The sequence below is a fragment of the Kitasatospora sp. NPDC015121 genome (genome assembly GCF_055562955.1).
Genome location: NZ_JBVHEH010000016.1, coordinates 176,551 through 191,052, shown reverse-complemented (window position 1 = coordinate 191,052; position 14,502 = coordinate 176,551). Strand labels below are relative to the sequence as shown.

The following is a 14,502-nucleotide window of genomic DNA, read 5'->3' as shown; positions in this document are numbered from 1 at the left end:
TCCGCGCGGGGCGGAAACGCCCGTACCATTGACCGGTACGTCTGGTACCCCTAGAGGACTGGAACGGAAGAGTGCTGCCCGACTTCGGAGACCCCTCCGACCCCGGTAACCGCCCGGCCCGACTCGCCGTGGGCGTGCTCGGGGCCGGCCGCGTCGGCCCCGCCCTGGGCGCCGCCCTGCAGCTCGCGGGCCACCGCGTGGTGGCCGCGTCGGGCGTCTCCGCCGCGTCGCGCCGGCGGGCCGAGGCGCTGCTGCCGGGGGTGCGGCTGGTGACGCCGCCGCAGGTGATGGCCGCCGCCGACCTGGTGCTGCTGACCGTCCCGGACGACGCCCTGCCCGACCTGGTGCAGGGGCTGGCCGCGACCGGCGCCGTGCGCCCCGGCCAGCTGCTGGTGCACACCTCGGGCGCGCACGGCGTGGCCGTGCTGGAGCCCGCGACCCGGGTGGGCGCGCTGCCGCTGGCGCTGCACCCGGCGATGACCTTCACCGGCACCTCGGTGGACGTGGCCCGGCTGGCCGGCTGCCCGTTCGGGGTGACCGCGCCGCAGGAGCTGCGCCCGGTCGCCGAGGCGCTGGTGGTGGAGATGGGCGGCGAGCCGTCCTGGGTGCCCGAGGAGGTCCGGCCGCTCTACCACACGGCGCTCGCCCACGGCGCGAACCACCTGGTCACGCTGGTCGCGCAGGCGATGGAGCTGCTGCGCACGGCCGGCGTCCCGGAGCCCGGCCAGCTGCTCGGCCCGCTGCTGGGCGCGGCCCTGGACAACGCCCTGCGCTCGGGCGACCTCGCGCTGACCGGCCCGGTGGCCCGGGGCGACGTCGGTACGGTGCGCAAGCACCTGGACCGACTCGCTACGGTGACCCCGGACATCGGCCAGGCGTACCGGGCGATGGCGAGGGCCACCGCGCAGCGCGCGGTGGCCAACGGCACGTTGAAGCCGGAACCGGCGGCGGCGCTGCTGGACGTACTGAACGAGGAGAAGCACTGATGGCACGCGACAGGCGCCCGGCGAAGGCCCCGAAGGCGGCGAAGGTCCACAAGGCGGTGCTCACCCGCACCGTGGAGGAGTTCGAGGCCGCGTTCTGGCCGGACGAGCAGCCGGTGGACAACGCCGTGGTGATGACCATGGGCGCGCTGCACGAGGGCCACGCGGCGCTGGTCCGGGAGGCCCGCCGCCAGGTCGGCAAGGACGGCCGGGTGGCCGTGACGGTCTTCGTCAACCCGCTGCAGTTCGGCGCGGGCGAGGACCTGGACCGCTACCCGCGCACCCTGGACGCGGACCTCGCGCTCGCCGAGGAGATGGGCGCGGACGTGGTGTTCGCCCCGTCCGTGGACGAGGTGTACCCGAACGGCGAGCCGCTGGTGCGGCTCTCGGCCGGCCCGATGGGCGCGGGCTTCGAGGGCGCCGCCCGCCCGGGCCACTTCGACGGCGTGCTGACCGTCGTCGCCAAGCTGCTGCACATCACCGACCCGGACTTCGCGGTGTTCGGCGAGAAGGACGCCCAGCAGCTGGCGCTCGTCCGCCGGATGGTCGCCGACCTGGACTTCGACGTGGAGGTCGTGGGCGTCCCGACCGTCCGCGAGGAGGACGGCCTGGCGCTGTCCTCCCGCAACCGCTTCCTCTCCGAGGCCGAGCGCGTCCAGGCGCTCGCCCTCTCCCGCGCCCTGTTCGCCGGCCGGGACGCCGGCGCCCGGGGCCCGAAGGCCGTCCGCGAGGCGGCCGCCGCCGTGCTCGACGGCGCGGACGGCGTCTCCCCCGACTACCTGGCCCTGGTCGATCCGCTGTCCTTCACCGAGGCGCCGGACGACTTCCAGGGCGAGGCGGTGCTCGCCGTCGCGGCCCGGGTCGGCTCGACCCGGCTGATCGACAACGTGAGCGTCATCGTCCGCTAGCCCGGACACCCGGGGGCGGTCGACCTCCCGAGGCCCCGACCGCCCCGCCCCATCCCGGTACGCACCACCAGGCATGCACTCACAGGAGGCGTGACCCATGTTCCGCACCATGCTCAAGTCCAAGATCCACCGTGCCACCGTCACCCAGGCCGACCTGCACTACGTGGGTTCGGTGACGGTCGACGAGGACCTGCTCGACGCCGCGGACCTGCTCCCCGGCGAGCTGGTCCACATCGTCGACATCAACAACGGCGCCCGGCTGGAGACCTACACCATCGCCGGCCCGCGCGGCTCGGGCGTCATCGGCATCAACGGCGCCGCCGCCCGCCTGGTCCACCCCGGCGACCTGGTGATCCTGATCGCCTACGGGCAGATGGACACCGCCGAGGCCAAGGCCTACCTGCCGAAGGTGGTGTTCGTCGACGAGCACAACCGGATCACCGGCCTCGGCGGCGACCCCGCGGACGCCCCCGAGGGCAGCGGACTGGCGCGCGGCGACGCCGCGTACGGTGGTGCGAACGGCGCGGCCGACGCCGCCGCGCGCTGAAGGAGCAGCTGAACCCATGTCGCACCGCCTGACCGCCCCCGCCCCCGGCTGGACCACGAGCACCGACGTGGTCGTGATCGGCTCCGGCGTGGCCGGGCTCACCGTCGCGCTCAACGCCCGCAAGGCCGGCCTGCGGGCCATGGTGGTCACCAAGGCCGTGCTGGACGAGGGCTCCACCCGCTGGGCCCAGGGCGGCATCGCCGCCGCCCTGGGCGAGGGCGACACCCCCGAGCAGCACCTGCAGGACACCCTGGTCGCCGGTGCCGGACTGTGCGACGAGGAGGCGGTGCGCGCCCTGGTCACCGAGGGGCCGGACGCGGTGCGCCGGCTCATCGAGACCGGCGCCGAGTTCGACCTCGACGAGGACGGCGAGATCGTCCTGACCCGCGAGGGCGGCCACCACCGCCGCCGGATCGCGCACGCCGGCGGCGACGCCACCGGCGCCGAGATCGAGCGCGCCCTGGTCGCCGCGATCGAGGCCGACCCGGGCCTGGAGCTGATCGAGCACGCCCTCGTGCTGGACCTGCTCACCGACGCCGACGGCCACGCCTCCGGCGTCACCCTGCACGTGATGGGCGAGGGCCAGCGCGACGGCGTCGGCGCGATCCTGGCCCGGGCCGTGGTGCTGGCCACCGGCGGCATGGGCCAGGTCTTCTCGGCCACCACCAACCCGGCGGTCTCCACCGGCGACGGCGTCGCGCTCGCCCTGCGGGCCGGCGCCGAGGTCACCGACCTGGAGTTCGTCCAGTTCCACCCGACCGTGCTGTTCCTCGGCCCGGACGCGCAGGGCCAGCAGCCGCTGGTCTCCGAGGCGGTCCGCGGCGAGGGCGCCCACCTGGTCGACGCGGACGGCGTCCGCTTCATGGTCGGCCAGCACGAACTGGCCGAGCTCGCCCCGCGCGACATCGTCGCCAAGGCGATCATCCGCCGGATGCACGCCCAGGGCACCCGCCACATGTACCTGGACGGGCGGCACTTCGGCGCCGCGATGTGGGAGCACCGCTTCCCCACCATCCTGGCCGCCTGCCGGGCGCACGGCATCGACCCGGTCCAGGAGCCGATCCCGGTCTCCCCGGCCGCCCACCACGCCTCCGGCGGCGTCCGCACCGACCTGCACGGCCGCACCACCGTCCCGGGCCTGTACGCCTGCGGCGAGGTCGCCTGCACCGGCGTGCACGGCGCCAACCGGCTGGCCTCCAACTCGCTGCTGGAGGGCCTGGTCTTCGCCGAGCGGATCGCCGCCGACCTGGCCGCGCTGAACGCCGCCGGCCGGCTCCCGGCCCGCACCGTCAACATCGGTGCCGCGCAGGCCGCCACGCCCGTCCCGCTGCTGCCCGCCGGGGCCCGCGGCGAGATCCAGCAGCTGATGTCGGCCGGCGCGGGCGTGCTCCGCTCCGCGGACTCGCTGGCCGCCACCGCCAAGGGCCTGGCCGAACTGGCCGACCCGGCCGACGGCGCCGCCCCGTCCGTGGAGACCTGGGAGGCCACCAACCTGCACCAGGTCGCCACCGCCCTGACCACCTCCGCCGCCCTCCGCCAGGAGACCCGCGGCTGCCACTGGCGCGAGGACTTCCCCGACCGCGACGACGTCCACTGGCACCGCCACGTCGTCCACCCGCTCGCCGACTGACGTCACCCGCCCCGTCCCGTCCCGCCCCGCCGAAACCTGGAGCCCAGCCACCATGTCCCACTCCGAACTGCCCCTCCTGTCCACCGAGTCCGGCGGCTGCGGCGACGGCTGCGCGTGCGGGGAGGGCGAGGAGTACGAGACCGGGCTCGACCCGGCGCTCGCCGCGCTGCTGGAGGAGGCCGGGCTCGACCCGGTCGAGGTCGAGGACGTGGCGATGATGGCCCTGTCCGAGGACCTGGCCGGCGGCGAGGACGTCACCTCGGTGGCGACCGTCCCGGCCGAGGCCGTGGCGACCGCGGACTTCACCGCCCGCCAGGCGGGCGTGGTGGCCGGGCTGCGGGTGGCGGAGGCCGTCGTCTCGCTGGTCTGCGAGGAGGAGTTCGAGGTCGAGCGGCACGTCGAGGACGGCGAGCGGGTCGCCCCCGGCCAGGTGCTGCTCTCGGTGCGCAGCCGCACCCGCGACCTGCTCACCGCCGAGCGCTCCGCGCTGAACCTGCTCTGCCACCTGTCCGGCATCGCGACCGCGACCCGCGCCTGGGCGGACGCCCTGGAGGGCACCGGCGCGGTGGTCCGCGACACCCGCAAGACCACCCCGGGCCTGCGCGCGCTGGAGAAGTTCGCGGTCCGGGCCGGCGGCGGCGCCAACCACCGGATGGCGCTGTCGGACGCGGCGCTGGTGAAGGACAACCACGTGGTCGCCGCGGGCGGCGTCGCGGAGGCGTTCACCGCCGTCCGGGAGGCCTTCCCGGAGCTGCCGATCGAGGTCGAGGTCGACACGATCGAGCAGATCGCCCCCGTCCTGGAGGCCGGCGCGGACCTCGTCCTGCTGGACAACTTCTCCACCGAGCAGCTGCGCGAGGCGGTCGCCCTGGTGGCCGGCCGGGCCAAGCTGGAGGCCTCCGGCGGGCTGACCCTGGCCACCGCGCGCGAGGTCGCCGAGACTGGTGTCGACTTCCTGGCCGTCGGCGCCCTGACGCACTCCGCGCCGATCCTGGACATCGGCCTGGACCTCCGCAGCTCCTGACCCCTCCAAGCAGAAAGCGCCCCATGCTCCTCACCATCGACGTCGGCAACACCCAGACCACGCTCGGCCTGTTCGACGGCGAGGAGATCGTCGAGCACTGGCGGATCTCCACCGACCCGCGCCGCACCGCGGACGAACTCGCGGTCCTGCTCCAGGGGTTGATGGGCGCCCACCCGATCGTCTCGGCGGACGACCGGGTGGCCGGCCTGGCGATCTGCTCGTCCGTCCCGGCGGTGCTGCACGAGCTGCGCGAGGTGACCCGCCGCTACTACGGCGACGTGCCGGCGGTGATCGTCGAGCCGGGCGTGAAGACCGGCGTGCACGTGCTGATGGACAACCCGAAGGAGGTCGGCGCGGACCGGATCGTGAACGCGCTGGCCGCCAACCACCTCTACGGCGGCCCGTGCATCGTGGTCGACTTCGGCACCGCGACGACCTTCGACGCGATCAACGCGCGCGGCGACTACGTGGGCGGCGCGATCGCCCCGGGCATCGAGATCTCGGTCGACGCCCTGGGCGGCCGCACCGCGATGCTCCGCAAGATCGAGCTGGCCCGCCCGCGCAACGTGATCGGCAAGAACACCGTCGAGGGCATGCAGTCCGGCATCCTGTACGGCTTCGCCGGGCAGGTCGACGGGCTGGTCAACCGGATGGCCAAGGAGCTCGCCAAGGACCCGAACGACGTCCAGGTGATCGCCACCGGCGGCCTGGCCCCGCTGGTCCTCGGCGAGGCCGACTCGATCGACGTGCACGAGCCCTGGCTGACCCTGATCGGCCTGCGCCTGATCTTCGAGCGCAACCGCCCGGCCACGGCCGCCTGACCCCCCGCCGGCCCCGGGCCCCGGCCCCCTCGACCAGGGGGTCCGGGGCCCGTCGCGCACCCCCACCGCAGGTCGGAGCCGGATGCACCATCTCATAGGCCAATCGGGACAAACACGTCCTCAATCGTCATAAGTCGGACGTACGCCACGTACTGTCGACCCATGCCAACGCCACACGGATCGCGCGGCGGCATGGCCTTCAGCGCCGACGAAGTCCGGGTGCTGCGCCGTGTCCTCGCCCAAGCCCTCTACCCGGCCGTCCCCGACCGGCTCCCGGCCCCCGCCCCGGCGGGCGAGCTGTGGGCCGAGGACGTCCAGGACGCGCTTCGACTGACCGAGGCCATCGACGAGGCGGTCCAGGAGGGCGGTCGGCTGCGCGCCTTCATGCTCACCGACCTGACCCGCTACCGGTCCGCGCTGCCCGGCAGCGCGGCGGGCTACCTGGACCGCCTGGAGGAGGCCGTCACCGACGGCTACCTGCCCACCGCCGACGACCTGTCGGCGCTGCGCTCGCTGTCCCGCCAGCCGTGCGGCCCGCACGAACAGGCCCGCCGTTCCCGGCTCGCCGGGCGCTGCCACGCGCTCGCCGAGGCGGAAGTCCGCGAACGGCTCTCGCTGGGCTCCGGACAGCGGCACCTCGCCGCGGTGCCGAACCCGGCGTCCGAACCCCAGCCCGCCATCACTGTTGGAGGACGGTTCCCGATGAGCGACCAGCACCCCCCGCACCCGGCCGACCGGCCCCGCCCGCGCCGGATGCCCACCCCCGCCGAACTCTTCGGCCGCCGCTCCCGCCCGACCCCCCACCAGGACCCGCCGGACGACGAAAACCGCCCGGAACTCGCCACCGGAACCGGCGGCTGACGCCCCGTCAACCCCTGAGCCCCCTCCCCCCGGAGGGGGCTCAGGGGTTTTGCCAACGTTTCGGTAAAGACGTCGACCCGATACGAACGGCCCTGCCCCGAAGTGTCCGGTTCCGATTCGCCGGGCGGCCGGATCCGCCCCCTATCGTTCGCTCTGCACACACCGTGCACGGAACTTCTTGGGGGGAAGATGCGCATCCCGCGCTCCCGTTCGCTCGGGCTCGCCACCACTCTGGCGGCGCTCGCCCTGGGCGGTGCCGCGGCCCCGGCCGCGCACGCCGTCTCCAGCACGTTGACGATCGAGGCCCCCGGCGCCGTCGCCGTCGACCCGGCCTCGCAGGGCCCGGACCGCGACCCGTACTCCACCGCGGTGAAGCTGAACCTCTCGCTCACCGGGGCCCCGGACGCCACCACCGGCCGGATCACCGTGGACCTGGCCCCGCTCCAGGGCATCGCCTCGGTCGCCCGGCCCTCCGGCTGCTCGATCGTCTCGCAGGTGCTGACCTGCGAGACGCTGCCGATGTCCAAGGGCCGGCTGTCCCTGGAGCTCGACCTGTACGGCCCCTCCGCCGCCCAGCCCGCGGGCAGCAGCGCCGTCCTGCGCACCACCGCGACGTTCGGCGGCGCGACCGCCACCTCCGACACCAAGGTGACCCTCGGCGGCAGCAACCTCGTCGTCGAGGCGGCCCGCGTCCCCGACGGCACCAAGCCCGGCGACACCTTCACGCCGGAGCTCAAGGTGACCAACCGGGGCCAGCTCGCCGCCTCCCAGGTCCACCTCACCTTCACCGGCGGGGAAGGGCTCACCTTCCTGCCGCAGTTCTCCAACTGCCGGTACGGCACCGGCCCGAGCGGCCCCGTGGTGGTCTGCGCCGTCCCCTCGGCGGTCGGGGCCGGCGAGACGGCGAAGCTCTCCCCGATCGCGTTCAAGGCCGAGGCCGACGCCTACGGCGGGACCGAGCGGATCACCGTGACCGCGACCGAGCCGGGCGTCGAGGGCGTCCCCCTCACCCCGGGCCCGGCCTCCGGCCCCCGGCTGACCCTCGTCGACAAGCCGGAGGGCGGCACCCCGAACGGGGTGATCGACTACGGGCGCTCCAACAGCACGAGCCTGAGCGGGAACATCGAGAACACCGCCGACTTCGCCGCCTTCGGCAGCTGGGCCCCCGAGGCGGGCGAGCAGCAGGGCAAGCTGACCGTCGGCCTGGCCAACAACGGCCCGGCGTCGATCTTCTCGCACGCCGGCACCTCGCCGGCCCTGGTGCGCGTGGCACTGCCCCCGGAGGCCGCGGTGCTGCGGAAGCCGGACGGCTGCACCCGCGAAGGCGTCTGGGAGGGGACCGACCACTACTCGTGCGACACCGGGCTCTCCATCCGCAACGGCTACCGGGGCGCCTTCGACTTCGTCCTCCGGGCCGACCCGGCCGCGCACCTCACCGCCTCGGCGCGGCTGCTGACCGTCGGCGGCCACCAGACGGAGATCGACCGGCGGTGGGACCCGAACAAGGCCAACGACTCGGTGACCGTCGCCCTCGGTGGCGAGACCTCCACCGGCACGCCGTCCGCGCAGCCGAGCCCGAGCAGCACCGGCGGGCAGCCCGGCGGCTCCGACCCGACGGCCTCGACCGCCCCGAGCGCCTCGGCCGCGCCGTCCTCCGCCACCGCGAGCCCGAGCCGCACGGACGGCGGCAGCACCGGCGGCGGCAGCAGCACCGGGGGCGGCAGCCTGGCCTCCACCGGCGGCGGTCAGGGCACCGGCACCACGCTGGCCCTGGGCATCGGCGCCGTGGTGCTCGGCGGCGGCACCATCCTGCTGGTCGCCCGCCGCCGCGGCGCGCACCGCTGACGCACCGTCCGACCGACCCCTGCCCGGCCCCGTTCGCGGGGTCGGGCAGCGGTTTCTCCCCACACAAGAGATGTGTCGACATTGTGAGCCGCTCGCGGAGAAGCCTTTGGTAAAGATTCCGCAACACCTTCGAACGATAGGTCGAACGGATCCCGAACTGTCCGGTTTATCAACCCCCTTGACGTCCCGTCGTGCCCCTATGGTCTGGCTCGATCGCATCCGAAAGATCGAAGGATCAACGTGGGGATTTCGCGTATCACGCGCGCGGCGGCCGTCGGCGCTCCGCTGACCGCCGCAGCCGCGGTCCTGGCACTTGTCACCACCGTCCCGGCGCACGCCGCGGACGAGATCACCGCGAAGATCGCCCCGGGCATCACCCTGCCCCAGGGCGATCCGGCCGACGTCGACCACCGGAACTCACGCGCACTGAACGTGGCCTTCCAGGCCAAGGTCACCGGCGCGGGCGACTTCGTCGTCACGTACGACACCAGCGGCCTGGCCGGCATCGCGACCTTCCGGGGCGGCGGCCCGGCCTACGGCACCTTCCCGCACACCTGCGTCCAGCAGGGCGAGCAGTACGTCTGCACCGGCCACCAGGCCGCGGACGGCACGGGCTTCACCTACCAGACCACGGTCGGACTGACCCCCGTCGTCGGCGCCCCGCAGGGCCAGGCCGGCCACCTGAGGATCACCCGGACCTGGAAGGGCGGCTCGTCCGTCACCACCGACGTCCCGGTGTACGCCGGCGGGCCCCGGCTGGAGGTCACCGCCACCCCGACGGTCACGTCGGTCCCCCCGGTGAACGGCCGCCTGGTGCCCGGCTCATCCATCACGCAGAAGCTGAAGGTCGTCAACAAGGGCAGCATGCCGAGCGGCCGGCTGGTGATGGGCATCGTGAGCTCGCCCGGCCTGGACTTCACCCAGCGGTTCGCCAACTGCTCGTACGGCACCTACAAGGGCTCGCTGCCCTACCGGGGCACCGGCGCCGCCATCTGCACCATCAACACCTCGGTCAAACCCGGCGAGACCGTCACGCTCGACCCGATGACGCTCGGCTTCGGCACCGACGTCGTCCACACCAGCATGGAGTTCGTCGCCGCGGCCAACGAGGCGGCCGCCCGCCTCCGGGTGCGCGACCTGTACGACTTCACGCCCGCCTCCGGCACCGGCCCCCGCTACACCGCGGGCCTCCAGGAGGAGGAGAGCACCGAGCCCGGGCCGCCGAACATCGCGTACTCCGACGAGGAGGAACGCCACGAGTGGACGACCCGGGACTACAACCTCGACACCACCGCGGAGTTCATCCCGGTCGCCAGCTGGGCTCCGACCGGTGACGGGTCCGGGGGCACCCTGACCGCCAAGATCCGCAACACCGGGCCGGGCTCGGTCGGCTACGTGCTCACCAACCAGCACGTCGCCAGCATCCTGATCCGGCTCAACGGGAACACCACCGCCGTCAAGCCGCTGCCCGAGGGCTGCTGGATGGTGTCCGACCGCAACACGGTGGTCTGCGACACCGGCCCGTGGGTCTCGGGCAACGGCGGCGAGGTGTCCTTCGACGTGAAGCTGACGTTCGACGACCCGACGCTGCCGCTGACGAACACCGTGGGCGTGGTCCTGACCGACCGGAGCAGCGCCGGCGACGACTTCGACACCCCGGTCACGTTCGACCAGTACTACCCGAACAACCGGATCAACGTGCCGCTCACCCGCACCGGTACCGAGCCGTCCCCGTCGGCCAGCGCCTCCGCCAGCGCTTCGGCGAGCGCCTCGGCCAGCGCTTCGGCGAGCGCTTCGGCCTCCCCGAGCGCCGACCCGTCCGACAGCGCCACGCCCAGCGCGAGCGCCTCCGCGAGCGCCGGTGACTCCGCCGGCCCGTCGGCGAGCCCGGAGCCGTCGACGTCCACGGCCGGCACCACCCCGGTGACCACCGTCCAGGGCTCGTACCCCGGTGGCGGCCTGGCCTTCACCGGCGCCTCCGGACTCGGCGTCACCGCGGCCGCCGGCGCGGCCGTGGCCGCCCTCGGCGGCGGGCTGGTGCTGGTCGGCCGCCGCCGCAGGGCCGGAGCGCACCAGTAGGGCCGCCGACAGACCCCGCGGCTCCCCCGGTGCCCGCACGGGCGCCGGGGGAGCCGTCTCTCCCACCAGTTCCGAGGAATCCCATGCCCCACCCCCGTTCCCGGGCGCTCGCCGCGTCCGCGGCGCTCACCGCCCTCGCCCTCGGCGCCTTCGCCGGCCCCGCCCGGGCCGCCGAGCAGGTCGACCTGGACGTCGTGCCGGCGATCTCACTGCCCACCGACAAGGCCGACGGCACGACGCTGATCGTCGACGTCCGCGGCACCACCACCAGCGAGGGCGACCTGGTCGTCACCTACGACACCACCGGCCTGGCCGGCATCGCCTCGTTCACCGCCGAGGCCGCCACCAGCCACAACTGCGCCACCGCCGGGCAGGTCGTCACCTGCACCTACCGGCGCTACCCGGTCCCCGGCCACTCCGACTTCGGGATGCAGCTCCAGCCGACGCTGACCGCGCTCAAGGGCGCCCCGGCGAACACCGCCGGACACCTGCGGATCTCGCGGTCCTGGAAGGGCGCGGCACCGCAGGCCGTCGACGTCGCGGTCTACGCCGGCGGCCCCCGGCTGGAGTTCCCCGAGGGCCTCGACAACTCCCCGCAGCCCGGCGGCAAGCCCGGCTCGGTCCTCAAGCAGTCCCTGGAGATCACCAACAACGGCACGCTGGAGAGCGGTCAGCTGGTGGTCGCCGCCCAGCTCTCGCCCGGGCTGAGCTTCGAGAAGAAGTACGCCAACTGCTCGTACGGCACCCCCACCGGCTACGACGACCCGTACTTCCGGGCCACCTCCGCCGCCATCTGCACCATCGACACCTCGGTGCGGCCGGGCCAGCGGGTCACCGTCAACCCGCTCGAGTTCAAGGTGGCCGCCGACGCGCTCTACCCGGACATCGACTTCTACGCCCTGCCCGAGGCCGACACCCTCACCTACCTGAAGCGGAGCTACACCTTCGCCCCGGCCTCCGGCACCGGCGAGCGGCTGACCCTCCAGGGCGTGCCGGAGACCCCCGGCGCCAAGCCCGGCCCGCCGAACCTGACCGGCCCGTCGCGCGAGTCCGTGATCGTTTCGTACCAGGTCGACAGCGTCGCGGACTTCGCCGTGCTCGGCACCTGGACCCCGTCCGCCGGCGGGCGGACGGGCGTCCTGAAGGCCGGCGTGCGCAACAACGGCCCGGCCTCGGTCGACTACGCGCGCAGCGGCGAGCCGATCGCCGACGTGCTGGTGACGCTGCCCTCCGGGGTCACCGTCGACGGCAAGCTGCCGGACGGCTGCGGCACCCGCGAGGAGCGGCCGAACGTGGTGGTCTGCGCCACCACGGCCCACGTCGGCAACGGGACCGAGCAGACCTTCGCCCTGCCGCTCGCGGTCGCCGACCCGGCCTCCGCCCCGAAGGCCGCCCTCGCGGTGACCACCACCGTGGGCGGGTACGAGAACACCGTCCTCCCGCTGAAGTTCGACAGCGCGAACGCCGACAACACGGCCCTGGTGGCCCTGGGCACCACCGCCGCCACCGCCGCGCCGACCACCAAGCCCGGCGGCGGCACCGGCGGCACGGGCGGCACCGGCTCCACCGGCGGCGGCTCGACCAGCGGCTCCACCACCGGCGGCCCGGGCGGCTCCAGCGCCTCCGCCGCCCCGAGCAGCCCGGCCCCCGGCCCGACCGGCTCCACCGCGGGCGGCACGACCGGCGGCGACCTGGCCTCCACCGGCGGCGGCGAGGGCACCGGCACCATGCTCGGCCTGGGCATCGGCGCCGTGGTGCTCGGCGGCGGCACCATCCTGGCTGTCGCCCGCCGCCGCGGCGCGCGGCAACACTGACGCCCCCGCCGGGGCACCGGCCGCCCACCCCGGGCGGCCGGTGCCCCGGCCCGCGCGCGGCGCCCGGCAGCCCGTGCCGGAGCGCCCCGTGCGCCTGGCTACCCTGGTGGGGTGAGCGATCAGAGCACTCTCCCCGCGACCGACGACCTTCCCGAGCAGATGCGCGTCCGGCGCGAGAAGCTGGACCGGCTCCGGGCGGCCGGCATCGACCCGTACCCGGTCGGTTTCCCCCGCACCACCACCATCGCCGACCTGCGCGACAAGCACCCCGACCTGGCCCCGGACACCGCCACCGGCGAGCGGGTCGGCATCACCGGCCGGGTGGTCCTGGCCCGCACCGGCGGCAAGCTCTGCTTCGCCACCCTGCGCGACGGCTCCGGCGACCTCCAGGTGATGCTCTCCCTGGACAAGCTGGGCGCCGAGCGGCTGGCCGCCTGGAAGGGCGACATCGACCTGGGCGACCAGGTCGGCGTCGAGGGCGAGGTGATCACCTCCAAGCGCGGCGAGCTCAGCGTGATGGTCGACCGCTGGGAGCTCACCGCCAAGTGCCTGCGCCCGCTGCCGGACAAGCACAAGGGCCTGAGCGACCCGGAGGCCCGGGTCCGCCAGCGCTACGTGGACCTGATCGTGAACCCCGAGGCGCGCGAGATGCTGCAGCTGCGCACCAAGGTGATCCGCTCGATCCGCCGCACCTACGAGGACCGCGGCTACCTGGAGGTCGAGACCCCGATGCTCCAGCCGATCCACGGCGGGGCCAACGCCCGCCCGTTCAAGACCCACATCAACGCGTACGACATCGAGCTGTACCTGCGCATCGCCACCGAGCTGTACCTCAAGCGCCTGGTGGTCGGCGGCGCCGAGAAGGTCTTCGAGATCAACCGGAACTTCCGCAACGAGGGCGCCGACGCGACCCACAACCCGGAGTTCACCGCCCTGGAGTCGTACGAGGCGTACGGCGACTACGACACCCAGGCCGAGCTGATCCGGGCGATCATCGTCAACGCCGCCCGGGACGCGCTGGGCACCACCGTGGTCAGGGGCGTCGGCCCGGACGGCGCCGAGCACGAGATCGACCTGGCCGAGCCCTGGCAGGAGGTCTCGGTCTACCCCGGCATCTCCGCCCACCTGGGCACCGAGGTCACCCCCGCCACCACCGAGCAGGAGCTGCGCGAGCTGGCCGGGAAGGCCGGCCTGGGCGAGTACCTGGACCCGAAGTGGGACCACGGCCAGATCGTCCTGGAGCTGGTCGAGCGCCTGCTGGAGCACCACGCGATCAAGCCGACCTTCATCAAGGACTACCCGACCTCGGTCTCCCCGCTGACCCGGCAGCACCGCTCGGTCGAGGGCGTGGCCGAGAAGTGGGACCTGGTCATCTTCGGCACCGAGATCGGCACCGCCTACTCCGAGCTGATCGACCCGGTCGAGCAGCGCGCCCGGCTGACCGCGCAGTCCCTGCTGGCGGCCGGCGGCGACGTCGAGGCGATGCAGCTGGACGAGGACTTCCTGCGCGCCCTGGAGTACGCGATGCCGCCCACCGGCGGCCTCGGGCTCGGCGTGGACCGCCTGATCATGCTGCTCACCGGCAAGAACATCCGCGAGACGGTGCTCTTCCCGCTGGTGAAGCCGGAGAAGGCCGCCAAGGGCGACGCCAGGACCGAGCAGGCCGCCGCCCCGGCGGCCGACGACACCGAGGAGTAGGCGATGGACTACGTCAGCGCGATCGTCCCGCCGCTGGTGATGGCGATCGGTTTCGCCTTCCTGGTGCGGGCCATCATCCGCAGCCAGGGCGGCGCCCAGAAGGCGAAGGAGGACGCCGCGGCCGAGGCCCTGGCGGCGCGCTCCTCCACCCCCGAGTAGCGGTACCCGCGGCGGGGGGGGGGGGGCCCCCCCCCCCCGGCGCCCCCCCCCCCCCGGCGGGGGGGGGGGGGGGGGGTGGGGGGGGGGGGGGGGGGGGAGAGGGCCACGAGGGGGGGCGCCCCGGGCGCACCGC

Annotated in this window: 11 protein-coding genes and 1 pseudogene; all 12 read left to right on the top strand. The window is 74.3% G+C overall.

Annotation, left to right across the window (positions count from 1 at the left end):
* The first annotated feature begins 71 nt into the window (after nt 1-71).
* Entirely contained in the window at nt 72-986 is a 915-nt protein-coding gene (locus tag ACZ3J7_RS25015) for a Rossmann-like and DUF2520 domain-containing protein (RefSeq protein ID WP_465624886.1), read from the top strand.
* The gene (gene panC / locus ACZ3J7_RS25010) at nt 986-1,891 is read left to right on the top strand and encodes a pantoate--beta-alanine ligase (RefSeq protein WP_465624885.1); all 906 of its coding nucleotides are present in this window, start codon (nt 986-988) and stop codon (nt 1,889-1,891) included. Before ACZ3J7_RS25015 ends, panC begins: the two co-directional genes overlap by 1 nt.
* Nucleotides 1,892-1,988: 97 nt before the next feature.
* A complete protein-coding gene (gene panD, locus ACZ3J7_RS25005; protein ID WP_465624883.1) occupies nt 1,989-2,438 on the top strand; it encodes an aspartate 1-decarboxylase in 450 nt (149 codons plus the stop codon).
* Between the two features lie 16 nt (nt 2,439-2,454).
* Nucleotides 2,455-4,068: an L-aspartate oxidase gene (locus ACZ3J7_RS25000; protein ID WP_465624881.1), complete on the top strand. Its 1,614-nt coding sequence runs from the start codon at nt 2,455-2,457 to the stop codon at nt 4,066-4,068.
* 52 nt (nt 4,069-4,120) lie between these two features.
* Nucleotides 4,121-5,092: a carboxylating nicotinate-nucleotide diphosphorylase gene (gene nadC / locus ACZ3J7_RS24995; protein ID WP_465624879.1), complete on the top strand. Its 972-nt coding sequence runs from the start codon at nt 4,121-4,123 to the stop codon at nt 5,090-5,092.
* Nucleotides 5,093-5,115: 23 nt separating this feature from the next.
* On the top strand, nt 5,116-5,913 hold the full coding sequence (locus tag ACZ3J7_RS24990) for a type III pantothenate kinase (protein ID WP_014136518.1): 798 nt from the start codon (nt 5,116-5,118) through the stop codon (nt 5,911-5,913).
* A 162-nt stretch (nt 5,914-6,075) separates the two neighbouring features.
* On the top strand, nt 6,076-6,774 hold the full coding sequence (locus tag ACZ3J7_RS24985) for a hypothetical protein (RefSeq protein ID WP_465624877.1): 699 nt from the start codon (nt 6,076-6,078) through the stop codon (nt 6,772-6,774).
* 189 nt (nt 6,775-6,963) lie between these two features.
* The gene (locus ACZ3J7_RS24980; protein ID WP_465624875.1) at nt 6,964-8,619 is read left to right on the top strand and encodes a hypothetical protein; all 1,656 of its coding nucleotides are present in this window, start codon (nt 6,964-6,966) and stop codon (nt 8,617-8,619) included.
* A 240-nt stretch (nt 8,620-8,859) separates the two neighbouring features.
* Nucleotides 8,860-10,698: a hypothetical protein gene (locus ACZ3J7_RS24975; RefSeq protein WP_465624873.1), complete on the top strand. Its 1,839-nt coding sequence runs from the start codon at nt 8,860-8,862 to the stop codon at nt 10,696-10,698.
* Nucleotides 10,699-10,781: 83 nt separating this feature from the next.
* Nucleotides 10,782-12,512, top strand: coding sequence for a hypothetical protein (locus tag ACZ3J7_RS24970; RefSeq protein ID WP_465624871.1), 1,731 nt, complete (start codon nt 10,782-10,784; stop codon nt 12,510-12,512).
* 39 nt (nt 12,513-12,551) lie between these two features.
* Nucleotides 12,552-14,135: pseudogene (lysX, locus tag ACZ3J7_RS24965) on the top strand (bifunctional lysylphosphatidylglycerol synthetase/lysine--tRNA ligase LysX); the annotation flags it as partial.
* A 78-nt stretch (nt 14,136-14,213) separates the two neighbouring features.
* The gene (locus ACZ3J7_RS24960; RefSeq protein ID WP_465624869.1) at nt 14,214-14,369 is read left to right on the top strand and encodes a hypothetical protein; all 156 of its coding nucleotides are present in this window, start codon (nt 14,214-14,216) and stop codon (nt 14,367-14,369) included.
* The last annotated feature ends 133 nt before the right edge of the window (nt 14,370-14,502 follow it).

Bases quoted from the DNA above. Each gene is read 5' to 3' on its own strand.
- nadC (WP_465624879.1), top strand. From the start codon at position 4,121: ATGTCCCACTCCGAACTGCCCCTCCTGTCCACCGAGTCCGGCGGCTGC.
- panD (WP_465624883.1), top strand. From the start codon at position 1,989: ATGTTCCGCACCATGCTCAAGTCCAAGATCCACCGTGCCACCGTCACC.
- panC (WP_465624885.1), top strand. From the start codon at position 986: ATGGCACGCGACAGGCGCCCGGCGAAGGCCCCGAAGGCGGCGAAGGTC.
- ACZ3J7_RS24970 (WP_465624871.1), top strand. From the start codon at position 10,782: ATGCCCCACCCCCGTTCCCGGGCGCTCGCCGCGTCCGCGGCGCTCACC.
- ACZ3J7_RS24980 (WP_465624875.1), top strand. From the start codon at position 6,964: ATGCGCATCCCGCGCTCCCGTTCGCTCGGGCTCGCCACCACTCTGGCG.
- ACZ3J7_RS24960 (WP_465624869.1), top strand. From the start codon at position 14,214: ATGGACTACGTCAGCGCGATCGTCCCGCCGCTGGTGATGGCGATCGGT.
- ACZ3J7_RS24985 (WP_465624877.1), top strand. From the start codon at position 6,076: ATGCCAACGCCACACGGATCGCGCGGCGGCATGGCCTTCAGCGCCGAC.
- ACZ3J7_RS25000 (WP_465624881.1), top strand. From the start codon at position 2,455: ATGTCGCACCGCCTGACCGCCCCCGCCCCCGGCTGGACCACGAGCACC.
- ACZ3J7_RS24990 (WP_014136518.1), top strand. From the start codon at position 5,116: ATGCTCCTCACCATCGACGTCGGCAACACCCAGACCACGCTCGGCCTG.